Annotated in this window: 19 protein-coding genes and 1 pseudogene; 9 read left to right on the plus strand and 11 right to left on the minus strand. The window is 35.2% G+C overall.

What is annotated here, in order from left to right; genetic code table 11:
• Positions 1–50: 50 nt before the first annotated feature.
• Positions 51–824, minus strand: a complete 774-nt coding sequence (locus CG11_RS17995; RefSeq protein ID WP_052598224.1) for a hypothetical protein — start codon at positions 822–824, stop codon at positions 51–53.
• A 111-nt stretch (positions 825–935) separates the two neighbouring features.
• Complete coding sequence (gene murC, locus CG11_RS18000; protein ID WP_052598225.1) at positions 936–2306, minus strand: UDP-N-acetylmuramate--L-alanine ligase; 1371 nt, start codon at positions 2304–2306, stop codon at positions 936–938.
• Positions 2307–2710: 404 nt separating this feature from the next.
• Here murC and CG11_RS18005 point away from each other — a divergent pair, with 404 nt between their 5' ends.
• From CG11_RS18005 to CG11_RS18015, 3 genes are all read left to right on the plus strand, one after another.
• The gene (locus tag CG11_RS18005) at positions 2711–3142 is read left to right on the plus strand and encodes an SRPBCC domain-containing protein (RefSeq protein ID WP_052598226.1); all 432 of its coding nucleotides are present in this window, start codon (positions 2711–2713) and stop codon (positions 3140–3142) included.
• A gap of 165 nt (positions 3143–3307) precedes the next feature.
• On the plus strand, positions 3308–4840 hold the full coding sequence (locus CG11_RS18010) for a GH3 auxin-responsive promoter family protein (RefSeq protein WP_052598227.1): 1533 nt from the start codon (positions 3308–3310) through the stop codon (positions 4838–4840).
• A gap of 254 nt (positions 4841–5094) precedes the next feature.
• Complete coding sequence (locus CG11_RS18015) at positions 5095–5487, plus strand: hypothetical protein (RefSeq protein ID WP_052598228.1); 393 nt, start codon at positions 5095–5097, stop codon at positions 5485–5487.
• Between the two features lies 1 nt (position 5488).
• Here the strand turns inward: CG11_RS18015 and CG11_RS18020 are convergent, their stop codons facing one another.
• Positions 5489–6256 (minus strand): alpha/beta fold hydrolase, encoded by a 768-nt coding sequence (locus CG11_RS18020; protein ID WP_052598229.1) that lies wholly within the window; start codon positions 6254–6256, stop codon positions 5489–5491.
• Positions 6257–6286: 30 nt separating this feature from the next.
• On the minus strand, positions 6287–7159 hold the full coding sequence (locus CG11_RS18025) for a DNA/RNA non-specific endonuclease (RefSeq protein ID WP_052598230.1): 873 nt from the start codon (positions 7157–7159) through the stop codon (positions 6287–6289).
• Between the two features lie 760 nt (positions 7160–7919).
• Here CG11_RS18025 and CG11_RS18030 point away from each other — a divergent pair.
• The 4 genes and pseudogenes from CG11_RS18030 to rpmF all read left to right on the plus strand — a co-directional run.
• Complete coding sequence (locus tag CG11_RS18030) at positions 7920–8684, plus strand: hypothetical protein (protein ID WP_052598231.1); 765 nt, start codon at positions 7920–7922, stop codon at positions 8682–8684.
• 517 nt (positions 8685–9201) lie between these two features.
• A complete protein-coding gene (locus tag CG11_RS18035) occupies positions 9202–10374 on the plus strand; it encodes a TlpA disulfide reductase family protein (protein WP_052598232.1) in 1173 nt (390 codons plus the stop codon).
• A 444-nt stretch (positions 10375–10818) separates the two neighbouring features.
• Entirely contained in the window at positions 10819–11367 is a 549-nt protein-coding gene (locus CG11_RS18040; protein WP_052598233.1) for a DUF177 domain-containing protein, read from the plus strand.
• 23 nt (positions 11368–11390) lie between these two features.
• A pseudogene (gene rpmF, locus CG11_RS18045) lies at positions 11391–11546 on the plus strand (50S ribosomal protein L32); the annotation flags it as partial.
• Positions 11547–12004: 458 nt separating this feature from the next.
• Here rpmF and CG11_RS18050 read toward each other — a convergent pair.
• From CG11_RS18050 to CG11_RS18065, 4 genes are all read right to left on the minus strand, one after another.
• Positions 12005–12946, minus strand: a complete 942-nt coding sequence (locus CG11_RS18050; protein ID WP_197043881.1) for an alkaline phosphatase family protein — start codon at positions 12944–12946, stop codon at positions 12005–12007.
• A 117-nt stretch (positions 12947–13063) separates the two neighbouring features.
• A complete protein-coding gene (locus tag CG11_RS18055; protein WP_052598236.1) occupies positions 13064–13756 on the minus strand; it encodes a LytTR family DNA-binding domain-containing protein in 693 nt (230 codons plus the stop codon).
• 11 nt (positions 13757–13767) lie between these two features.
• Positions 13768–14826, minus strand: a complete 1059-nt coding sequence (locus CG11_RS18060) for a sensor histidine kinase (protein WP_052598237.1) — start codon at positions 14824–14826, stop codon at positions 13768–13770.
• Positions 14823–15812 carry a hypothetical protein gene (locus tag CG11_RS18065; RefSeq protein ID WP_052598238.1) on the minus strand — a complete coding sequence of 330 codons (990 nt, stop codon included), beginning with the start codon at positions 15810–15812 and terminating at the stop codon, positions 14823–14825. Before CG11_RS18065 ends, CG11_RS18060 begins: the two co-directional genes overlap by 4 nt.
• A 598-nt stretch (positions 15813–16410) precedes the next feature.
• Here CG11_RS18065 and CG11_RS18070 point away from each other — a divergent pair.
• Positions 16411–17112, plus strand: a complete 702-nt coding sequence (locus CG11_RS18070; protein WP_052598239.1) for a DUF2461 domain-containing protein — start codon at positions 16411–16413, stop codon at positions 17110–17112.
• Between the two features lie 54 nt (positions 17113–17166).
• On the opposite strand, the gene CG11_RS18075 is transcribed toward CG11_RS18070, so the two are convergent.
• From CG11_RS18075 to CG11_RS18085, 3 genes are all read right to left on the minus strand, one after another.
• Positions 17167–20319 (minus strand): CHAT domain-containing tetratricopeptide repeat protein, encoded by a 3153-nt coding sequence (locus CG11_RS18075; RefSeq protein ID WP_052598240.1) that lies wholly within the window; start codon positions 20317–20319, stop codon positions 17167–17169.
• Positions 20320–20460: 141 nt separating this feature from the next.
• Positions 20461–21852 carry a dipeptidase gene (locus CG11_RS18080; protein WP_052598241.1) on the minus strand — a complete coding sequence of 464 codons (1392 nt, stop codon included), beginning with the start codon at positions 21850–21852 and terminating at the stop codon, positions 20461–20463.
• Positions 21853–22011: 159 nt separating this feature from the next.
• Positions 22012–23010 (minus strand): sugar phosphate nucleotidyltransferase, encoded by a 999-nt coding sequence (locus tag CG11_RS18085; RefSeq protein WP_052598242.1) that lies wholly within the window; start codon positions 23008–23010, stop codon positions 22012–22014.
• 1228 nt (positions 23011–24238) lie between these two features.
• On the opposite strand from CG11_RS18085, the gene CG11_RS18090 reads away from it, so the two are divergent.
• Entirely contained in the window at positions 24239–25336 is a 1098-nt protein-coding gene (locus CG11_RS18090) for a methylmalonyl-CoA mutase family protein (RefSeq protein WP_052598243.1), read from the plus strand.
• The last annotated feature ends 119 nt before the right edge of the window (positions 25337–25455 follow it).

A 25455-nucleotide genomic window follows, 5' to 3' on the forward strand; every position in this document is an offset into this window, starting at 1 on the left:
TCTAGTTTAAATGGTTCTATAGCAATCCACCATCAAAATATGGGTAGGCATTACTTTTTTCTTTTTCTAGTTTTCTTGGTTTTCTTCTTCTTCGTTTTCTTTTTCAACCGAGGATTAATTCCTAAGTGCTTGCGGATCGCTTCTTCATTATGGTAATAAGTCAAATATCCATAAAACCAAAATCGTTTTCTAGCTTTGGGTGGATGAATCATATTAACATTCAAATCTTGATCAACCATCAACACACCAATATCCCTAGCCTTGCAAATTTTGATTAAATTCATCCTAAGATGCTCTTTAATCATATCAAAGGAGTCTTCCGAAAGAGATAACCACTGTTCATTAGCAGGATACTGAAATACTTGGTGTATCACCTCCATCTCTTGGTATTTGTAGCTGTTTTTAAACAGCAATAAATGAACTAACATTGCCAAAAACCAAACCCCAAATGGCATTAAGACCAACCAACCATCTTGTCTCCAAGCAAAGAACAGCACACCAGATGCCAAGGTAAACAAAAAGCTTTTCCAGATGCTGTCTTTTATCCAAACCTTGTTGACTCTATACGGTCTCAGAGCGGGCAACGTTTTGTGCGATTTGGCTTCCATAGAGACCACATAAGCCCGTCTTTTGTTGAGTTTGTAAGCCAGCAAGCCATCGGCACGTTTCATTCCATATTGCTTCTTTGTTCGTTCTTCTATATTAGAAAACAAATGCCTTTTACCATGTTTTATTTTATAGTATTGTTCCAAATAAGATTGGGCTCTTTTTTGGACGGTGATTTCTTCCAGTCGGTTTTTTGGGGCTACCTTTCTTTTTGCCATATATGTAATTTTGCCTTACTTCGCCATAAAATCATATCCAATTGATTAGTAGTGCGACATACTTAAAAATTAAAAACGATGTGGTTTTAAGAATTCATAGACCATTGCTGTTTAGTCATTGACCAATTTTAATATATCTATTCCACCCCAATTTCCAGAACTCATCAGTAACAAGTTCGACTCTTGAGCAGCAATGTCTTTTTCCAATTGATGTTTGAGAGCTTGTTCATCTGTAAAAACAATCAAATTAGGATGAAAAAAAGCCTCTTCGACTTGTGCAGGTTCAATATCCTTTAACTTTTTCATACGAATAGTATGCGGGTTATAATACACATAGGCTACATCTGCGGCTCCCATGCTACCCAAATATTCATCTAAAAAATCAACATTTAGAGAGCTAAAGGTGTGCAACTCTAACACGGCAACCAATGAACAATTTTTATATTGCTGCTTAACTGCATTAATCGTTGCTTTAACTTTAGAGGGAGCGTGTGCAAAATCTTTAAAGATAACTTGTTTTTCTTTTTTAGACAAAATTTCCAAACGCTTAGCTGCTCCTGAAAATGCCTGAATCGCTTCTAATATTTGCCCGTCATTGAGTCCCAACTCTCGGCAAACCATGCGGGCTGCTTGAAAGTTTTGCAAATTGTGCTTTCCAAATATTTGCAAGGGGATTCCTACAACACCTTCTTTAGCCAATTGATAATTATAATCGACATCTAAATAAGTTTGATGATTTTCGACATGATGTGCTGGTGTATCATAAGCAATTACCTGTGCAGGAGCATATCCCGCAATCTTTTGAAGCTGTTTATCTTCCTTATAATAGATTAAAGTACCATGCTGCAAAATCGTTTTAACAAACTTTTTAAATTGCTTTTTGTACTTTCTAAATGTTGGAAATACATTGATATGATCCCATGCAATTCCTGTTAAAACCGCAATGTGTGGATAGTAATGTAAAAACTTTGGTAGAGTATCAATCGGAGACGACAAATATTCATCTCCTTCTATAACAATCAAAGGTGCATCAGATAACCGCACCATCAGTTCAAAACCATCCAATTGAGCACCAACGGCATAATCAAAATCAATTTGGTGATACTTGAGGATATGCATAATCATAGATGTGGTCGTCGTTTTTCCATGACTTCCACCAACAACTACCCGTTTTTTTTGTTGACTTTGTAAGTAAATATACTCAGGATAGGAGTAAATTGTCAATCCTAATTCTTGTGCTTTTAACAATTCAGGGTTATTGGATCTAGCATGCATGCCTACAATGACAGCATCTAAGTCGGGTTGGATACGCGCAATATCCCACCCCATTTTAGAAGGCAATAATCCAGCTTTTTGTAGTCTTGAGCGAGACGGGTCGTATATTTCGTCATCGGAACCTGTTATTTGATATCCTTTTTGTTTTAAAGCCAAAGCTAAATTGTGCATCAATGCACCTCCTATGGCTATAAAGTGTATTTTCATTTGATTATTTTATTACATTACTTCGTGGGAAAATCGCATCCGTTCACTCCCTAAGATCGTTTACTTGTTTTGTGTGTTTGGTTCTCTTAGTTAACTATGCTGCTACTGTGCTAATTCTTCGCAACTGACTATCAAAAAGATACCTTTCACTTCTAAATTTTTCAGAAATTGATAATCATAAAACAAACAACGTTCTTAAGCATACAAATTAATTATGACACGACCTACGTTTTGTCATCGTGTTGACTACTAAAGCTATCTTTTTTTTGATAAAAATGAAATTTATGCCTTAGAAATATTAGAGATAATCATAATAAAGTTGAATTGTTCGGCTTTTTTTATTTTTAAACAATAACTTATTGCTAAATATCCATTCCATTCACTCTTTTACATACCTTACTACTATGAAATCTTGCCATACAGAAGTTATCATCAATGCTCCTGCCTCCAAAGTTTGGGACATTTTGTTGGATGTAGAACGTTACCCAATCTGGAATCCATCTATTCTCAAAACGTGGGGCACATTAAAAGAAGGGCGATTGATATTTGCTCATGTAGCCCCGCTCCAAGCAATTGTTCCCATACAAATTACAAGTCTAAAAAAGGAAAAAGAATTGATCTGGAAAGGCACTCTTCTTAGCCCATCAATTATAAAAGGAGCGCATTATTATCGACTTCAAGCACTCGACAAGGAACAAACGCTATTGCAGCATGGAGAAGAATTTACGGGTAGTATGAGTCGTTTCATTCCTAGTCTGATGTTATCCAAGCTGAAAGCTAGTTATCAATATCACAATCAAAAATTAAAAATTATTGCAGAACGAGGAAATAAATAAAATGATAGAATAGAGTGTATTGTTTTTTGTATTTTTGTTGTCTTGTTTTGAATTAGTAGTTCACTGCTCTCTTATCAATAGTTCGTTGAAACCACGCAGTAGCAGCGAAGCTAACTACTACTCTTATAAAAGCAACGAACTATTGTTGAATTAGAATACAATCTTATGAAGTGGCTTAATGCTGTTATAAAAACTGGATTCAACCTGAACTTGCGTCATGTGCAAAAAAGCATAGAACATCCCGAAACTACGCAACAAAAGGTCTTTGAGCAATTAATTCGCCAGAGTTCTAAAACAGAATTTGGTCGGCAACATGATTTTGCCTCAATTGCTTCTATTCAGCAACTTCAAGAACGGGTTCCTATACAGAGTTACGAGGAGATCAAGCCTTATATTCAGCAAATGATGGCAGGAACGCCCAATATCTTAGTTCCTGGTAAAGTAAGCTACTTTTCAAGATCGTCAGGAACAACGAGTCACAAAAGCAAATACATTCCTGTCCCTTACAACAACCTAAAACATTGCCATCTAAAAGGAGCCCATGATGCTGTCTCCATTTGGTTTCACAACTATCCTCAATCAAAATTATTCGATGCCAGTCGAGCAATCATTATGGGAGGAGAAATAGGACTTTTTAATTCCCAAGCATCGACCTATGTAGGAGATGTTTCTGCTATTATGTTGAAGCATTTACCATTTTATGCCGCTTACTTTTTAACCCCCAATATTCCTACTGCCCTACTCCCCGATTGGGAAGAAAAAATTGAACGAATTGCTCAAGTTGCGGTTCATCAAAACATCACCAATTTAAGTGGTGTACCGACTTGGACACTCGTCTTATTAAGACGCATCTTAGAGTTATCTGGAAAAAGTCATCTAACAGAAGTTTTTCCAAACTTTGAATTGTATGCACATGGAGGCGTTGATTTTGCCCCTTATCGTTCTCAATTTGAAGCCCTTTTTCCTGGCAATAACGTGCAGTATAGAAATACGTACAATGCTTCTGAAGGTTTTTTTGCTACCCAATTTTCTGAAAAAGACAATGGAATGCAAGTGCTTTTAGACAATGGCGTTTTTTATGAATTTGTCCCCCTTCAAGAATTACATCAAGAATGCCCCAAAACCTATACCATAGCAGAAGTTCAAACAGGTATCAACTATGCCCTATTAATCAGTACTAATGCAGGACTTTGGCGCTATTTGATTGGCGACACGGTTCAATTTACCTCTATTTACCCACACCATATTCAAATTACAGGACGAACAATGCAATTCATCAATGTATTTGGTGAAGAGGTAATGGTCTGGAATGCAGAAAAAGCACTTGCTCGCACTTGCCAACAAACACAAGCTCAAATTGCAGAGTATACAGTTGCTCCAATTTTTTTGTCGGATGACAATAAGGGGGGACACGAATGGCTTATTGAATTTGAAAAGCTACCTAATAACATCCTTCAGTTCAAACAGCTTTTAGATCAGAATTTACAACAACTTAATTCCGATTACGAAGCCAAACGCTACAAGAATATTGCCCTTCAAGAATTAGAATTAAAAGTAGCCCCCAAAGGAACTTTTCATAATTGGCTGCGCTCAAAAGGCAAATATGGTGGTCAAAATAAAGTACCTAGATTGTCTAATCAGCGCCAATATTTGGAAGAAATATTAACTTTTATTCCTTCTGAATTTTCTTCCTTTTAACTCATTAGTAGCAGGAAAGTTATTATAAAAATGGATCGCTTAAACAAATTTAACAGCCTTTTGTTCACCCCTTCCATCACTAATGTTGTCAATTAACGACTCTTTAACTTTCCTTGTTGTAAGAAATTAGCTAAAATAGCGTATAATTGTTATTACCAATCACCTCAACAGCTTACCAACAAGCAACAAAAAAGATTGACACCTTATTTATTCCCTCCTTGGTCAATAAATTTTAATTTTAATTCAAACCATATATGATTGTTACTTATTTTTCGATACTAGCACTTAGTCTCAGTTTTATTATCGTTATAATTATTGGTGGTGCTATTGCTTCCAGAAAATGGGAACTCAGTTTACTTTCTGTAAGTTTTATTTCTTTTCTTTCGGTTGGTATTTATTTAGCAACAGGCTATTGGGCTGCAAATTTATTAACGCCAATGGCAGGGATTACCATAGTTGGATTGATTGGGCTATTTGAGGCAACGATTGGTTTAAAACTAGCACAAAAATTCAAAACCAATGTAAAAAGTTTGGACGTAGAAATGCAAAGTTTTTTGGACAACAATACAACACTTCCTCCCAATTTGGTTCTTCTAATGGTCTGCGTCTACCTCTTTATTGGATGGCTAGGAACTTCTTTTGTATAATTTAAACAATTGGGTGCCTAGCCAAAAATGTACTTAGTAAGTGAATAAAAGCCTCTGGTTTTTCCATCATTGGAGCATGCCCACACTGATCCAAAATATGTAGTTCAGATCCTTCGATTTTTTGATTAAAATCCTCTCCAACAAAAGCAGGGGTAATGGTGTCGTTTTTGCCCCAGATTAGCAAAGTTGGTGTTTTAATCTTGTGTAACTCATGCTCCAAGTTGTGACGCATAGCAGATTTAGCTGTCAAAACAATGTTTAAGCCTTTGGTGGGTGTATTGACAATTTCAAAAATATCGTCAATCAACGCCTTGGTTGCAACCTGCGGATCATAAAATGTTCGTTGTGCCACATCTTTGACAAATTCGTAGCTTTGACGACGAGGAAACGAATCTCCTAGTGCATTTTCAAAAAGCCCAGAACTTCCTGTCAACGTAAGTGTTTTTACCAAGTCAGGATCTTTTAAGGTCATTAACAAACCAATATGCCCTCCCAATGAATTGCCAACAAGGTGAATAGATGTATGCCCTTCTTCCAAAATAAACTCATGCACATGCTCCATCAAAGCATTCATAGAAATTTCTCGTCTAGGGAGTTCAAAAATGGGCAATAAAGGAACAATTAATTTGTACGTTGATTTTAATCCAGTAATCAATGCGCCATAATTCCCCATTGAACCAAACAAACCATGCAATAAAACAATCACTTCGGTTCCTTGACCTTCTTCAATATACTTAAACTTGCCTTTTTGGCGGATGGGATATTCCATAAATTTATATCAGTAATAATCGGTTGATGCTTATTTTATATTCCAAAGACTATAATCCGAAACAGATTCCAACGCAATTGCTTCTTCTCTAGTTAGGTCAGGAAAAAAATCTAAATTGGTATACGTTTCTACTAAATCTATTGTTGTCACAAATCGTTCTAGGGGTTGATTTATTGTTTTATTCTTAAACATAAAGGCAATTGCCTTTTTTTCTGGTCCTTCATAATCCATTATTATCTTAAAAAAACCTCTAGGAATTGTTGGTCCAGTTGCACTAATACGATCAGCTCGCTCTATTGTTTTTTTTAACAAAGGTCCAGTAATAACATAAAGACGTTTTTCCTTTTTTGCCCATTTTCGCACTTTTCCTTCTAATTCTTTCCAAATACCTCTATTAAACTCTGGAACTTGAGGAGATACATTTGTCATATAGAAGCTTTCTGACATAGCTCGTTCGTTGAAATCCATGTCATGCGCGGGAACTAAATGACCTCTGTCATATCCAGAATTACTATAATCTGAATGGCTTGCTTCTGCTCTTACATTAGGATCAGATCTAAAACTTTGTCGTTCCTCTCGGTCGCTCAAATCCAATCGAGCGCCCAACAATTCATAAGCGACCCATTCAGCATTTTTGTGCTGATTAGAATATGAAATCGTGTAATATTGATAATGAACCAATTGATCACCTAGTTCTTGTGTTGGCAAGTAATTAAGCGTCCCGACAGGCAAATCATCTTCAATTTCTCGAACGTCTACTACTTCCTTATAGTCGTCTTCTGGTCCATAAGTTGGTGGTTCGATTTTTGCATCATTGCCAAAGGGATTGTTTCCCATTATCAAAACAAAAACACCCGACACTCCAGCAACCAACAACAATACAATTTTACTTATTCCCTTCATAATTATAATTTTATTACATGAAATATTGATTTAAAATTGTAGGTCAAATACTTTCGTTAAGTGTTTCTAGCGGTAAAGGTAATAGAGAATATGAAATTAGACAAAAATAGCTCCTTACATTTTTATATTTGCCTAGAAGCTCTTTCTTCTTTCATTTTAAAACTGTATCTTAGACAATAGTAGTTTGCTGATTAGCTGCGCTGCTACTACGTGGTACTTCGTAAGCGCTGCGCTTTTAGTTAGCTTTGTTACTCCCTGTGGTCGTGAACCAACAAGCTGGTTTTGTTACTCCCTGCGGTCGTGAGCTCGGTTCGCTTAGTTCTTTACTTTTTTAGCTTGCTATGCTCGTGAGATTGCAAGCTTAGTTAACAAAAAGACAAAAAATCACATTTATATTGGATTGGCGATCAATTTTTTATTAAAAACACAATAAAACAACAATTTACTGATTATCAAACACGTAGCACACGCAAAGTAATTTAAGAAAATTCATCAACAAACAATTGAGCCCAATTAATCTCCACTTAATTTTACATAATACTTCGTGATTTTTTTCGTTTTTTATAAAAAAAAAGCAGCATCTTTGCATCAACTGCAAAGCATTCTCAAAGTAATTTGATTAATACGATTTAGCTACGCTGCTACTGCGTGGTTTCGACGAAGTATTGTTTATAAATAACGTAGTTGCAGGGCATAAATTCCCAAAGAGGCAACTACATAAATCTATCATTAACAGCGCATTCTTCTAAATAACTAAAAGATGAAAGATACGTTCTTAAAATTAATAATGCTCTTAGTAGTTAGTAGTATTATTTTAGGAGGTTGCCAACCTAACGATGCCTCTCTAGATACTATTAATGATTCTGGCGTTTCGTTTACAGATACCATTCAAACACGTGATTTGCCTCAAAAGCGCTTTTCAGTAAAAGAGGCATTCCTTAAATTATCCTCAGATGAGTTGCTATTAGATGGTTTGCAAAATATGTCTATCGCTGAACGAAAAACATTGCTCCAATCAAAAGAAACAGCCAATTATACAGTCAATTGGATTGGTAATTACCTGCAAATAACCGAAAAACCTAGTAATCCCGATGATGTCTTTGAGCAAGTGGAACAAATCCGTTTAGCCATTTTCAATTCCTTAAAACAACGCAATGTCCTCTTTGTTTCGCAAGAGCTAATTGATGAAAGTCGTCAAAACTTACATGTTATGCAACAAGACTTTTACCAATTCAAACATCAACGTTGGGAAGATATTAACCAACAATTGCCCTTAATTACAACAAAAACTTTTTTGGAAAACGATGCCAAAACGTTCAGTCCAGAGGATTATTTTTATTTCGAACCCAATCCTTTAGACATCAACTACCTACAAGCTATTTTGATTCATGAAAAGTACCCGAATAAAAATGAAGTGGCTAGCAAAGAAGCTTATAAAGTTGCTCTAGTTTGGAATGGCGATGAATTTATATTAGACCGTCAGTCTATGGTGCATTATAACATTAGTGAGCATCACCCCCACTAAAGAGAGTTCTGGAATTTGAAAATTATTCAAAATAAGGCGTCATTCTTAAGCAATTAAATACTTATCAAAATCTTAAAACGCAATAATTTCAAAGTATCTATCACAATAAGTTTGTATTTTGTGGTAGTCACCCGCTAATTATCTATATTTATTCGTTGTTATTTAGAATCAATAGTTCGTTGAAAAACTTTATTAGTTTACTTCGTGAGTGCTGCGCAGTTGATAATTAACAAGTTATGCTTTCATTGTGTTTGTGTTAAAATTTTGATTATCAAACTAATATAAATGTGCTTTTTTATCTTTTTAGTAAAAAAGTAAACAACTAAGCGATAGCGATCTCACGACCGCAGGGAGCTAATCAACGAACTACTATTAGAATAGTACTTCGTGGACTTTTCATCATATTCCAAATGAGCAAAATAGAAAAGCAACATCAGTACGTATTGGTAGCAGATAACCAATAACACCATTACTGATATTATATAGCAAACGATTGAAATACAATTGAAAATTCATTATGAAAAAATACTTTATTCCGCTTTTGGCAGCGACTTTATTAGCTAGTTGCTCTGACACAACAAATCATACTACAGAAACAACAGATCAAGCCGCTACTTCGGTTTCAACATCTACTACAACTAAAAAAGCACCGCCTAAAATTGTGGGTACGCCAACCACTATAAAAGGATCTGTTCAAGGTTTGGAAGAGGGTACAAAAATATTTTTTGATAAAAAAACACTAGATGCTACCGATGTGGTTAGTTCTACCAAAATAGATGCTAGCGGTAATTTTGAAATCAATACAGGTCTTCAAAATCCAGGCATTTATCGCATACGTTTGGGGGCAAAACCCGTCTATATGTTGTTAAACGGAGGGGAAAATGTAACACTCAATGCCACTATGAATGGTAGAAATATCGAAACATATGATGTAACTGGTGGATTGTATGTCGAAGATATGGCAACATGGTCTGCTGATTTAGATAATGGCAAAATCAAGCAATACATAGAAACAACAGAAGAAGACAAACCTTTGTTGCATCTTTATCTTGTAGAAAAACTAGATTTGGCCGCCAATATAAAAGCTTATAAAAAGGTATTGGCATCATTGCAAAACACTTATCCTAATGACCTATATACCAAGCAATTTAACTCAAAGGTATTGTCTATGGAAGCGAAACTAAAGGCTCAACCTGTTGCTGTAGGTCTTGAAGCTCCTGAAATCAACCTTCCCAATCCTGATGGCAAAAAAATGTCTTTATCTGCTCTAAAAGGAGATGTGGTCTTGCTTGATTTCTGGGCAAGTTGGTGCCGCCCTTGTAGAATGACGAATCCTCATGTGGTAGAACTGTACAAAAAGTACCACAAAAAAGGATTTGATATTTTTAATGTTTCTCTAGATGGTTTGGATGATAAACGCCTTGCTGCATATCAAAACAATCCTGATATGGTTGCTAAAGCCATGGAACTTGAAAAAGAGAAATGGAAAGCTGCAATTAAGGCGGATAAGTTAACTTGGAAAAATCATGTTTCGGAGCTAAGAAGCTGGAGTAGTCCTATTGCTGCAACTTATGGTGTCAATTCTATTCCTAAAACTTTCTTAATTGATAGAAAAGGTGTTATTCGTTATCAAAACCTTCGTGGACAGGCTTTAGAAGATGCCATCAAAACATTGCTTGCAGAAAAATAACTGCCTAAAACAGCCTCCTTACTAATCGGTTTTGTTTATAGGTTTTTGCCCCTGAAGTTGTTTTAAACGGAGTCTTTATTTAAAACAACTTCATTCCAAAACAAATCTGAAATTGCTCATAACGTATATTAAAGAATAGTTGGTTAACTTTTTTTTACAGTTGCTATTGCTACTACTTTTAAGATTACCCTTTAAAATTGATCTTAAGAAGACATAGCATAATTCGTGGATTAATATGGTAGGTAAGTTTTCTATTATGATTATAATATATACCTACTTATTAAAAACATGCTACTACATCTAATAATTAGCAGCTTCAAAAGGCGTTCTTAGAGCTTTCGAAGCTATTAGTTTATAGATTTTTATAAAAGTAACTGTATTTTAATTGTTAGGTTCTATTTTTTTTTCTACCTTTGCACGGCGTTTTCAGAAAAAACTATATCAATGAAAGCTCTTAAATCATTCACCATAAATTTTGCTAGTTTAGCTGATGGTGAGCATTTATTTGATTATCAAATAAATAACAAGTTCTTAAAACATTTTGAAGCAGCCTTGGTACAAGAAGGAGATGTTGATGTGAAATTATCCTTAACTAAATTTTTGGATAGTTTAGAATTTAACTTCGAAATTCAGGGTACTGTCCTTACGGCTTGCGATGTCTGTGCAGAAACATTTGATTTTCCAATTGAAGGAACAGATCAAGTACTTGTCAAAATAGTTCACGAAATTCCAGAACAAGAAGATGAGTTTAATATCATCTATCTAAAAGAAGGAACAAGTTCTATTAATATTGCAGAGATGCTTTACGAATTATTAATGTTGAGTATCCCTATGCGCACAGTACATCCAGTTGATAATGATGGAAACTATACTTGTGATCCAGCTGTTCTAAAATATTTAGAATCGAATGAAGACACCGAAGCTTCTGACGAAGAAGCCAATGAGGGTGACAGCATAAACCCAATATGGGACGAGTTAAAAAAATTAAAATAATAACGTTTAAATAAAATAAGAAGATGGCACATCCGAAGAGTAGAATATCAAAGCAGCGTAAACGCAAACGTCGTACTCACTACAAGATTACAGCTCCTCATGTTGTTAGTTGTAGTAACTGTGGTGCTCCTACATTGAGACACCGTATCTGTGAAGCTTGCGGTTCTTACCGTGGTCGTACAATCCTTAACAAAACAGAACCTGTTGTAGAGGACGTTGAAAACACAATCGACGACGTAGAAGTAGAAGATTAGTATTAGGTAGCTTCGCCACCTTAGTGGGAACCAATGTGGCTATCTGATTATCTTTAATATAGATAACTCTTATTCCTTATCAAAAAGGGGTAAGAGTTTTTCTATTTGTTATTGGGTCGAATAAAGGGAGGTCAATTTTCTTATTTTGGCATGAGCTTTGCTTTAAATAACTAAACATTCAAACAATTAAATATTTGATAGTCCTATTTCATTTCAACCCAAAATAGTTTAGTTGTACTACTATTCTTTCCCTAATATCTTTCTTTTCCAAATTTTTCTAGGAATGTATGCCACTGAACAACAAATGCAAAACTAGCCTCCACTAGTTTTGCATTTCTAATTGTAACAATATTTTTTTCTGAATGGTTACGAACTTCTTACAATCACAATGCAATAGCACTCCCATCTAAATTCCATGCTGCATCAATGGGAATTCCTAGGTGATTGTAAATAGTAGGGGCAATATCAACTAGTTCTGGTGAAGTTGGCAAAACGCCAGGATTTGCAGTATTTTTAGTTCTAAAAATACCAAAGACTTGTGTTACCTCTGTCGCATTATCATCGTGAGTTCCCTCTATAGTCCCTCCGTGGTCGGTGCTGACTACAACCAACCAATCTTCGTTATTATCTCGCTCTCGTTGGTAAATAGCTTCTAAGATAGGTTTTAGATGCGCATCCACTTGCTCTATTGCCTCTATGTATTGAGGAATACTAGGATGAAATCCTCGGCTATGACCAGCATGGTCTACACCATCAAAATGCGTAAAAACAACATCCATATTACAATCATTAAGATAGTTGGTCACTGCATCTCTTACCTGTTGATCTTCGTCATAATCTCTTAATACAGCATTACATGGACTAATAATTTCATCATTAATAGCAGCATAATGAACAATTGAAGCCGTTTTAAAGCAAGTATTCGCCTCTTTGATTCGGCATAAAAAGGAAGGATACTGTCCATATTTCTTTCCTTGATAAAAATTATCCAACACGCCATGTTTCGCAGGCCAAACTCCTGTTAACAAACTAGACCACCCTGAACCACTTGAAGGGTAATCTACACCTCTATTTAGGGTCCAGCTATATCGGCTAGCAGCAATTAGTTGATCTAAATTTGGGGTATTAGCTGCTTGCAAGGCATCCGAACGACAACCATCTATTCCTATTACCAAAACCCTTTTGATATGCTGAAGATTATCATTGGCACAAGCTTCGGAACACTCTGCTACGGTTGTTTTTTCACAGGCACTAAATCCTATCATTATTAAGAAGAAAAACACTCCTTCAATTTGTTTAAATAAGGGAATAAACCGTTGTTGCATATCCATTTAGTATTATTGGTGATGAATTTAATAGCGACTCTAAAACTCCTTACAAGATACAATTTTCTAGCAACTATTGCAAGCACGAAACGACCACATTGATATGTCTACCATCTATCAAAAACGTCTTCCATCTAACAATTGATTAAAAGCATCCTTGTAAGTTTCACTAATGGGAATTCTCTTCTCCCCTATCTTAATTCGATTTCGCTCAATGCTTTCTATCTTATCCAAAGCAACGATATAGGATTTGTGTACACGAACAAATTGCTGTGCAGGCAAGTAATCCTCATAGGTTTTGAAACGTTGTAATGTCATTATGTTGCCTAGTTGAGTTACCAAGCGCAAATAATCTTTCATTCCTTCAATATAGAGAATGTCTGCTAAATTTACCTTCTCAACACGGTACTCTGTTTTAACAAAGATAAAGTCTTTTGTACTATTCGATTGTTGCATCAATTGATACTGAGTCTTTACTTTGTCTATGGCTTGAACAAAACGACGAAACGCATATGGCTTTAATAAATAATCGGCAACATTCAATTCATATCCTTTTAAGGCATAATCACTGTAAGCTGTCGTGATAATCACCTGCGCATTCGTTTGGGTACTTTCTAAAAATTCAATGCCTGTTAATGCCTCCATCTGAATGTCTAAAAAGATCAGATCAATGCTATTTCTAGCAATATAATCCATTGCCAATAAGGCATTGTCAAATGTTTTTAACAAATTTAACCCAGGCATTCGATTAACAAAAGCACTCAGCTTTTCGGTTGCCAAAGGTTCATCTTCTATAATAATACAATTCATCTTGTCTTAAATTAACGTAAACAAGTTAAAGGGAACTCCAATTGCACCACATACCAATCATCAGTTGAATGAATGCTCAAATTGTAATTCGAATTATAAATCAAGTTCAATCGTTTTTTGACCAAATCCAAACCAATGCCACTGTATTCCATTTTTTCTACTGTAGGGCGTTTCTTATATCTGTTCTTACACTGAAATAATAAGGCATCTTCTGTTATCGAAAAAGATACTTGCAAACCAGCATCACAAGATCGGTCACTGCTATGTTTAAATGCATTCTCAACAAAAGCAATGAATAGCATTGGTGCGATTCGAATGCCTTGAGGTTTTCCTACTACTGCAAAATGGACAAAGTGTTTATTTTTAATTCGGATGGTTTCCAAATCTATATAATTTCTAATAAATTGAATTTCTTCTGTCAGAGCAATTTTTTCAACATTGGAATCGTGCAACAAATAGCGCATTTGCTTGGACAACTGAATTAGAGTTTCAGAAGCTTTGTCGGGGTTAGTATAAATCAAAGCATCAATATTATTCAAGGTATTGAATAAAAAATGAGGATTGATCTGCGCTCTAAATAACGATAACTCACTTTGAAAATTAAAATGTTCCAATTCCTTTCTTTTCGTTCTTTCCTGAATATATTCCACAAATCCTTTTGCTCCCATTGACAAACCTAATCGAAACAACAACCATATGAACAATGTAATTTCTGCTCCTAACAAAAAATCTTTTTCTGTAAAACTAGTCGGATAAAAAAGCTGAATGATCAATAGTTCGCTTAGAAATAGCATCACAAATAATACGAGTGTTTTTGCAATTCCTTGTAATAAATTAGAGGAACGAAACAGCCATTTAAACACAAAAAAATAAAAAAGGTAAAAAGAAATGCCAAAAGAAAGGGTATTATACAACGCATCTGTCAATACGTAATGCATCGTTGCTTCAGGATAAAATGACCATATTAATTCTGGATATAACTTAAATAGGACAATAGACGTGCAACTTATTGGCAAGACAAATAGCAACCATAAAATGATATGGATTAAAATAATAGTTTGTTGTTTCATATTAAGCTGTTCGCAAGATATTGTTGAAACCCTTCTTTGTCGTCTACAAACAACAGTAAATCACTGCATTCTTTTTGTTTTCCAAATGTAGTAGTTATTTTGATTGGATGCTTAAATTTGAGCCATAAATTGGGAGTTTCTAATTCTCCTAGAGGCGAAAAACGAACAGCATTGGTTGTATCTTTTGTTCTATCATAATCCAGAACCTGTTCGATTTGCTCCAAAGGTATTTTAGCCTCACACAAGGTTCCATAAGCTAACCAAAGTACGGTTTCTTTTACCTCAAAAGGACGTTGAGGCATACTTTTAATCAAACTTAACACCTGAAAGCAAGTGTAAATACTCAATATCGTTAAGACCCAAGCTGCTGTTGTGCTCCATAAGCCTACTATAAAATGTAAGGCAATCGTTTCCACGATTAAAATCATTATCAACGCCCACAACAAGGCTATACTACCACTTTTTTTATGATAAAAAAATTGATTTTGTTTTAATATTGGGGCTTGCCAACAAAAAAAACAATAGTAAGGAATACTCAATTCGCTAGCGATGAAATAGCTCACTTTTTTAGGAAATAGCTGTTGACTGACATACAGTAACTTGGTATAAAAATCAGCCGCATCGCTTGCCTTATAGGCTTGCGACACCTTATAGATTCCGTATAGAATATAAATTAAAACGGCTAATTCTACAATAGGTAAAACATACCATTTAATAGCATTCAAGTAAACCTGTTGATCATCGGGCAAGATGTAATTTCCGACTACGACACCAATAAACAATACAGGTATAGCCGTTGTTTTAGGAATTTTTCGATTCCAGATTAACACCAAATAAAGCAAAGGAAATGTAAGAACCAAATCAGCAGTGATTCCTATTGATAAAGATGAGTCTAAAGGAAAGTACTTCGCAATCAAGATACTGCTTAAAAGCACTAAAAGCGGCAAAAAAATGATTAATGGAGCTGGTAAAGTATTATCTTTCATAGAAAATCCATTCGTTATATTATATTTATAGCAATAATTTTTACTAGACTGAAGTAGAGCATTTGATGAAGTCAATCAGAAAAAGATATTTTTGTAGGCATACCATTTCATTCGTAATCATGTCTACTATTTTAGTAGTTCGTTGATTAGCTCCCTGCGGTCGTGAGATCGCTATCGCTTAGTTGTTTACTTTTTTACCAAAAAGATAAAAAAACACATTTATATTAGTTTAATAATCAAAACTTTAACATAAAACACAACAAACTTACAACTTATTAATTATCAACTGCGCAGCACTCACGAAGTAAACTAATAAAGTTTTTCAACGAACTATTGCTATTTAAAAATAACATTTTAATGCGCCACCCCTTAGTATAATCTGCCAAATGAAATATTCTATCGACTACCTAGGACTGTGTTCCTTACATTGCTTTCGTTTTAAAGAGGGTTTTATTTGTTGTGGAGGTCGTTCGCATTAGATAATAACTCTATCCAAACGAGAACAAAACGAGCAGAACAGATCAAAGGAGCGCTTAAAAATCATTAGATAATTACTAATATTTACACTAGATATTACCACACCATAAACAAACCATATATGCAATACTTTACCGAAGGATTCAACAATTTCTTTAAGGGGTTAGCCCCTAATAATAATAAAGATTGGTTTCATGAGAATAAAAAAACGTACGAGAAAGAAGTAAAAAAAGCCTTTGCTAAATTTTTAACCGATCTAATTCAAACAATTAAGGAACGATATGACCCTGAATTAGACCTAGAGGTTAAAAATGCTACCTTTAGAATCAACAGAGACATTCGTTTTTCAAAAGACAAAACACCCTATAAGCTACATGTCAGTGCTATCATCTCTAATGGCGGACGCAAAAATATGCAAATCCCAGGTATGTACCTCCAGTTTAGCGTAGGAGAACTTTGGCTTGGTGGTGGGATGTATCGTCCAGATAAGGAAAACTTGCAATTAATCCGAGAGCATATTGCTCGACATCCAGAAAAGGTGCGCCAACTCAAAGAAGATAAAAGATTCAAGGAAATTTATGGTGCCATTCAAGGAGAGCAAAACAAGCGCATTCCTAAAGAATTTAAAGAAGCTCTAACAAAAGAGCCGTTAATTGCGAACAAGCAATTCTATTTTATGGCTCAATACGAAGATGATGAAAGTATTTTACTCCAAGAAGATTTGATGGATTGGGTCTTAAAACACTATGAAGCAGGTAAAGCTTGGAATCAATTTTTCATAGACGCTATTTCTGTAGAACAAGACTCAAATCCAACTGATTGATTTGGCTGTTCATTAAGCCTTAACAATAGCCAGTTGTACTACTACTTCAATAAATCATTCTTTTTTCCATACTTTAAAACCTATTCCAACAATCATTATCAAAAATACTGTTATCAATATCCACCAATATTTCGTAACAGTATTTTTTTTGCTTAATTCGATGGCTTGATTGTTTCCTAACTGTATAAAAGAAGACCAAAAAGCGGGGTGAGCATAAATGCCCTCTACTTCCGACAGATAACGTTGTTTTGCGGCTCGAAGTGCGATTGATTTGCTGCTGCCTTGTTTTAAGTTTTCATAAAAATAGTGCATCACAATTGCCGTTGACTGATCGTTAACTTGCCATAATGAAACAACCATTGCGGGTACTCCTGCATACATAAACGATCTAGCCAAAGAAGCAATACCATTGCCACGCTCAAACTTACCATATCCCGTTTCACAAGCTGATAAAACAACAAGATTGGCATTCAAGTTCATCTTAGAAATTTCATAAGCCTGCAAAAAATTATTCTCTAAGGTATCGTTGTTTTCGGTTAAAACTAGACTAGACAAAATAGGTGCTTTTCGATTCAGCACACCATGCATAGCTAAGTGAATAATACCATATTCGGAAGCTTTTTCTTTGAAAAAACGCTCATTTGCGTCTACCCCTGTCACGACATCACTTTCAAAAATCTTCGCCAAGGTATTCACTTCATCGATTGCAGCGGGCAAAGGACTAAGCATGCTTCTTTGCTGTTGATAAAAAGGCGATCGATGTCCTTTCGATGTCAAGGACTGCTTATAAACAGCAGCCATTGCCAATAATTTATCGTTGTTGGGGCGCTCTGATTTACTCAAGTTTTCTTTCCACAACGTTGCGGAATAGTCGTAGCTAATTGCATAATCGTTCATTAAATAATGCAATGATTTATAACCTTGTTGGTTTGCACTATTTTCTACCAAAAAAGTTTCAAAAGGGAGGTGTCCTAATTCTCTATCTGTAACCAATACCAATTGATCAATCTTATCCTTTCCACTTAATACTGCTTTCAACAAGTTTTCATAAAACCAATACGCTACATCGGTATATCTTCGGAAAGCTCGTTCTGGGGCTTTTAATAAAATTTGGTAATCACTCAAAGTATGGTGCAATAATCCGATTTTAGAAGATAACGTTTTATAAGATACAGGAAGCGTATACAGTTCAAATTGTTGTTGATCGATATAAAATACCGTGATCATTGAATCCGAAACACTGTATTCTAACAAGGCAGTTGTTGCATCTAAATTTGCCTGCACCTCCTCAATTGAAACAGTGGTAGCTGCATATTTAAGTTGGTTATATTTGGGATAATTGGCTTCTATATATTCTTTAAAGGCATTTTTCTCGAGAAATAAGTCACTCAAATAAGTATAAATTTCTTGTCGCTCCTCTTCGGTAATATCATCCGACAAGTAAGCCTTGTAATCATCGTATTCTTTTTGTAATAATTGTTCTTTTTGAGCTAGAGAATCGGGCAAATCGCCAAAACTATACGCCTTTTCGGCTTGCAAGTCTCCAGTTAACAAAACCGATTTGTTTTTTTCTGCAAAATCAAATGCTTGTTTTTTGTATTGATTCCAATTCGGATGTGCTCGATGTTTTCCAATAGTCATAATTCCTTGCTCAGCCCAAGCTGTACTTTGAGTCAAGGTATACAATTTATCTTCTTCTGTACTGTATTCATTTCGGTGCCGTTCAAAAATAGTCATGACCATTTCTACTAGCATGAGCTGCTTTTGAAGTGCATCTTGGGTTGATTGTTCATCTAAAATACGCCAAATGATTTCTAAAGAAGTGTTTAAATCTACAAACGATAAGAAAGAATGTTTTAGAATTGTAGCACACCACGCCTTATCAATTTTGTCGTTTGAAAACAGAAAATCTCCATTGATTTCTAGCGTTTGAAAAGCATAATCCAATGCCTTAGAATAATTCCCCTTATTACAATAAATCTCAGCAATCCGATTCATCAAAATTAGATAACCAACATGTTGTTTTCCTCGAATATTTTCTAATAAAACAAGGGATTGATTGGCAAGCAACAACGATTGATCCCAGTCTTCGATCCCCAAATAAACAGAAGATAAGTGCGACAAATTTGTAGCATAGCTAATATGCTGATCATCAAATATTTTTAGAAATATTTGCTGTGCTTCTAAATATTTCTCTTTGGCTTTTTCAAAATTTCCTATCTCTTCATAATAAACCCCTAAATTGCTAATTGACCAAGCATAATCATAGCTATTACTCCCCATAAATTCTTTGGTCAAAGCAACTGTCTTAAGATAGTATTCTTCTGCCTTTTTGTACTGCTCCATGTCACTATAAAGAATCGCCAAACCAGAGTAAGCGCTAGAGATGTCATAAAAATTACCTAAGGATTCATTAGAAAAAATTTCTATCGCTTGCAAGAATAAGTTTTCGGTTTGCTCAAACTGCTCTAATGAATGGTAGAGAATTCCCATGTTTGTTAACAAAATTGCATAATTAGGGTGCGTTACTTGGTTATTCTCTTTAAAAATCTGTTGCGCTTCTAAATAAGCCGCTTCTGCCACAGCATACTCTCCTAAACTTTCGTGCAGCAAAGCCCAATTCATCAATACAGCGGTATACAATTCTGCACTCTTGTCCAATGTATATTGATCTAAGATCGATCGATACAATACTTTTGCTTCTTGAGGCTGTCCTAATATATCGTACAAGCTTGCCAAATTTGATTTTGCAGCAAAATAATCATATTCTTTTCTTGGCAAATGCATCTCGTAGACTCTAATCGCCTCTAAAGAATACGTTTCTGCAAGATCATACTCATCCAAATCAGAGTAAATCATAGAGGTTGTATTGACAACCAACGCATAATTAACACTCTCTTCTCCATAACTTCTTTCTATCATTTTTTTAGCCTCCAACGCATACGTCAAGGCTTCTTCTGGATTATCATTCAAATACAAAGTATAGGATAAATAATAGGCTGCTAAGCCTAACAAACTATCTCTCTGAGGTGACATTCCTTTTAGAGTTTTCCAACAAACGTAAGCATGTTGGTAAGCCTCTTCATAGCGACCTTCATCTATAGCTGATCGATACTGTTCATGCCCGTCGTGCAAAATTTTTTCTTGTTGAGCATGTAGTTGAAACGTAAGTATAGTAAATAGGAAGGATAGGACAAGATTTTTCATTGTACAATGAGTTTTGGTGCTAAAAGGGGAAGTTTTGATTTATCTTCAAACAACCAATAGTCCGCCTAACCTACTCTAAATTATTATTATCACAAGGTTTAGCAGTCGTTTTAGCGGACTATTGATTGTATTGATAAAGAATTATTGGGTAGATAATTCTGTGAAGTATTGATAAAAATATGGGATGGTTTCAATTCCTTTATAATAATTGAATAAGCCATAATGCTCGTTCGGAGAATGAATTGCATCTGAGTTCAAGCCAAATCCCATCAAGATAGTTTTTACACCCAACACCTCCTCAAACATAGCCACAATTGGAATAGATCCTCCCGAACGTTGAGGAATAGCCGATTTACCAAATGTTTTTTGATACGCTTTGTCTGCTGCTTGATAAGCAATTCCTGTTGTTGGCGTTACCACTGGCTCACCGCCATGATGTGGCGTTACCGTTACTTTCACAGAAGGAGGAGCTATTTTTTCAAAATGTGCTTTAAATAATTTAGTAATCGTTTCCGAGTCTTGGTTGGGAACCAAACGCATCGAAATTTTAGCATTAGCCTTCGAAGGCAAAACGGTTTTAGCACCTTCTCCGATGTAGCCACTCCAAATTCCATTCACATCTAAGGTTGGGCGAATCGAACCACGCTCTAAAGTTGTATATCCTGCTTCTCCTTGAACAGCATCTATATCCAAATGTTTTTTGTACTCTTCCAAAGAAAAAGGAGCCTTATTCATAGCCGCACGCTCTTCGTCTGAAACCGTTGCTACATCATCATAAAAACCATCTACCGTAATATGCCCATTTTCATCGTGCAAAGAAGCAATCATTTTTGCCAACACATTGGCAGGGTTCGCAACGGCACCTCCATAAATTCCCGAATGTAAGTCTCGGTTGGGACCAACCACCTCAACTTCTACATAACTCAATCCTCTCAATCCTGTACAAATGGAAGGGACATCATTGGCTATCATACCTGTATCCGAAACTAGGATGACATCACAAGCAAATTTTTCTGCATTTTTACGAATAAAAGGTCCCAAGCTTGGAGAGCCAATTTCTTCTTCTCCTTCTATCATAAACTTCACATTACAAGGCAAGGCATCATTTTTCATCATATTCTCAAATGCCTTAACATGCATATACATTTGTCCTTTATCGTCACAAGCTCCACGGGCAAAAATTGCTCCATCAGGATGGATGGCAGTTTTTTTGATGACAGGATCAAAGGGACCAGAATTCCACAATTCGATAGGATCGGCAGGTTGAACATCATAATGCCCATACACACACACTGTTGGCAATTTGGGATCTATAATTTTGTCTGCATAAACAATTGGAAAACCATCCGTTTCGCAAACCTCAACATTGTCAGCACCTGCTTCTATCAACTTATCTTTAATAAAATTTGCTGTTCTCAAAACATCCGCTTCATAGCTCGAATCTGCGCTCACAGAAGGAATGCGCAACAAATCCATTAACTCCTCCAAGTAACGTTCTTTATTCGCTTCTTGGTAACTTTTCAACTGTTCCATTTTTTTCTTGATGTTTTTTTATTGCCTTAATCTAATAATAATAGTTAGCACTACGCTGCCACTTCGTGGTCGTTGATTCCTTTATCCAACCATTGCGAACACTTAGTTATTTCCTATACTACGTGGCTTCAACAAGCTATTACTTATAAACAAAGGCTATTATGAAAAATCAATTTCTGTATTATCTCCTATATTTAAACTCAAACTCAATCCCTTGATAGCTGCATCACTACCTATAATTGATTTTTGTAGTACAGCCTCTTCAATCATAGCATAACTACCAATGATAGAATTGCTTACAATAGCATAATTCAAGATAGAATTATCCCCAATACACACATTAGGACCTATGATTGAATTTTTAATTTGACAATTTTCGCCAATGCTCACGGGATGAACAATAATGGTATTTTCGAAGGCAGGAATGTCTTCTGAAGCATTTCCTTGCCGCCTCAACAACATGGCATTGGTATCTAGCAAAATATCTTTCTTTCCGCAATCGTACCAATTATCTACTTCAAATACCGTAAACTGCACCCCCATTTCAACCATTCTCATCAAAGCATCACTCAATTGATACTCATCAATTGTTAGAACATTATTGGTTACAATATATTGCAGTGCCTCAACCAAACTCTTGACATCTGATATTTTGTACAGTCCTACCAAAGCCATGTTTGACTTTGGAATTCTAGGTTTTTCTACCACCTTGTTGATATAACCGTTGTCTCCGATTTCTACTACTCCAAATTCTCTGGGGTCATCTACTTTTTTCACTCCCAAGCAAGAATTCGGCTGCTTCAACAAAACTTTTAAATCTCCCTCAAAAATGGTATCTCCCAATACGATCAAAATTTCTTCGGAGTCTTCAAAAGCATTGATTGCCATATACATAGCATGTCCTAAACCCAATCTGGCTTCTTGATATACAAAAGTTATGTCTAAATGAGGATACCGGTTTTCGATATAGTTCCTCATCTTATCCCCTAAATACCCAATGACCAGTATAAATTCTGTAATGCCTCCATCGGCAACTAACTGATCTATAATTGAAGCAATTAAAGGTTTTCCTGCCACTGGAATTAGTGGTTTGGGCTGCGTATATGTGTGTGGTCTTAAACGAGTTCCTACTCCTGCAACTGGAATGACTGCTTTCATTATTTATTTTGATTTTTTCATTCAGATACTCAAACAAGTCTTTGTAATCGGCAAGTACTGTCTCAGAAAGATGGACTATATGGCTATCAAACAAGGTTAGGTAGTTTCTTTTTGTTCTTTTAAGTCCTTTTTTTATATAACAGAAGAGCCAATACAAGACAAATTTATTTTTAAGATTTTAGTCCTCTAAACAACTAAGTTCTCCCTTCATAACCAAAGGAAGTTATTAACGGACTACTACTCTATCAACTTCTGATTAAATGTACAACTATTTAGTGTTAATACTTAACTACATTACTACTTTGTAGTCGCATTTTTTTAATTGCTGAGTAGGCTGGTGTTAGTCGTACAAAAACCAAAGGTCATTGACCGTAGAGAACTAGCCCTGCGATCTCATAAGCATAACAAATCATAATCGACGAAGTATTCATCACTAGTATGTGAGCTCTTACTTTAACACCATCGAAAACAAAGTTACCGCTTTTGTCATGGACAAAAGAATCTAACTATTTTTTTTCTAGTAGAATTGATCGCTCTCTTTTCAAACGAAAGCCCTTTAATTGCTTCAACAAGCTATCATATTTTTCAACTTTGACAAAAAAGTTTTCAATTTGTTATTCTATAACTACTTAAAACAAAAACCATAAAACGATTGCAAACTAATCCCAAAAACTTTCATGATTTCATAAGAATTTGTATTTTTGTTTCTTAGTTTTAATAGATAAAAATCGCTTGGTAATGATTCATTAAATCATTTTTTTTTACATAAAGAAGTAATGCATATTTACTACTCTCTATTGAGTTTTTTTATGGTTGCATTCTTAACAAACATCCAAGTGAAAAAAATCCGTCAAACTAAAAAGACCAACGAAGTAATGGTTCGGTAAAAATGATCTATCCCATAGAAGTTCTTTTAGATAGTATGCTTTAACTATAGTAGTTTGTTGATTAGTTCGCTAAGGTTTTATTTTTGTTCAATTAGCACTAACAATCACTCTATATTTTTTAGTTTTTTTGCTGCCCAATTACTCAACTTTAGAATACTAGATATTTGACAATGCACAGAACTTTTATTTGTGATTTAGCAATTGACAAAAGCTAATACCATGTGATTGTGCTAACCAAATCTAAAAAATAAAAATAAAGATATAAAAAAGATCTTTTGGAGCTTTTCAATGTTGTTTGACAATAAAGTATTCCAATATATTACGACAAGGAAATCATAAGTATGGAGCAGACACAGAATTTATTCCAAGAGTTTGACAAAGTAACTACCAAAGAATGGGTTGATGCCATTGAGAAATTCTTAAAAGGGAAACCCGTTGATAGTTTAAATTGGGAAATTGAAGAGGGGCTTATTGTATCTCCTTTGCACCGAAAAGAGACAACAACTTCTCAGTACCTTGGTAGCGCTAACTTAAGCCCTAACAATCACTGGCGTATTTGTGAAGCTTTTTTAGTAAAACACCCTGCTGATTGTACAACCATCAACCTACAAATCTTAGAAGCCTTAAACAAAGGGGCAAATGCTTTGATATTTGATTTCTCATTCACCCCTTCTGTAGACGATTTGCAACGTTTATTAAAAGGTGTTTTATTAGAGTTGATTCACATCCATTTTCAAGGGGTTGCTCTTCCTGATGCTCCCAAAACTTTTTTGGAAACCCTCTCCCATATTCCTAATATTCAGACATTAAGTAGTAGTTGCAACTTAGGATCTCTTAACAAAGATTTAATTTGTGATTGCTTTGACTTTTGTGCCGTTCATTTACCTCAACTCAGATTTTTAAATATTTTAATAGAAGACGCTTCTACCCAAAGTCTTAGTAATGCAATTTTTACAGCCAATCAATGGATTGCTATTTTAAAAGAAGAAGAGAAAAATATCGAACAAATTACAAACTTTTTGCGTTTTGATTTTAATATAGGAGAACGTTACTTTGTAGAACTAGCATCAATTAGAGCTTTCAAAAGACTTTGGTTGGGTTTGTTAGAAGCCTACGAAGCTCCTACAGCTATTTTCCCCTTTTTGCATGCAACAACACTAAGTGATCAGCATGACAATCAATATTGGAACATGATTACGGCCACAACGCAAGCGATGGCTGCTGCTATAGGTGGTGTAGATTCTATATATGTTCGTCCTTGCAACAGTCTAGATAAGGCAGATGCTTTTACTCGTAGAATTGCACGAAATGTACAACACTTATTGCAGTCTGAAAGTTACCTGAATAGAGTCGTTGATCCTGCTTCTGGTGCTTATTACATCGAAAATTTAACAGTTGCATTGGCAGAAAAAGCTTGGCAACAATTTTGCAAACTATAATCTTAACTGCTTTTCTATTGAAAATCAAATCATTCGCCAATGATAAAATTTGAGCAACAAAGGAAACCAATGATTATTTAACAAACTATAGTCTTAAGACCTAATAGAGATTGCTGTTT

It is taken from the genome of Aureispira sp. CCB-QB1 (assembly GCF_000724545.1).
Classification (GTDB): domain Bacteria; phylum Bacteroidota; class Bacteroidia; order Chitinophagales; family Saprospiraceae; genus Aureispira.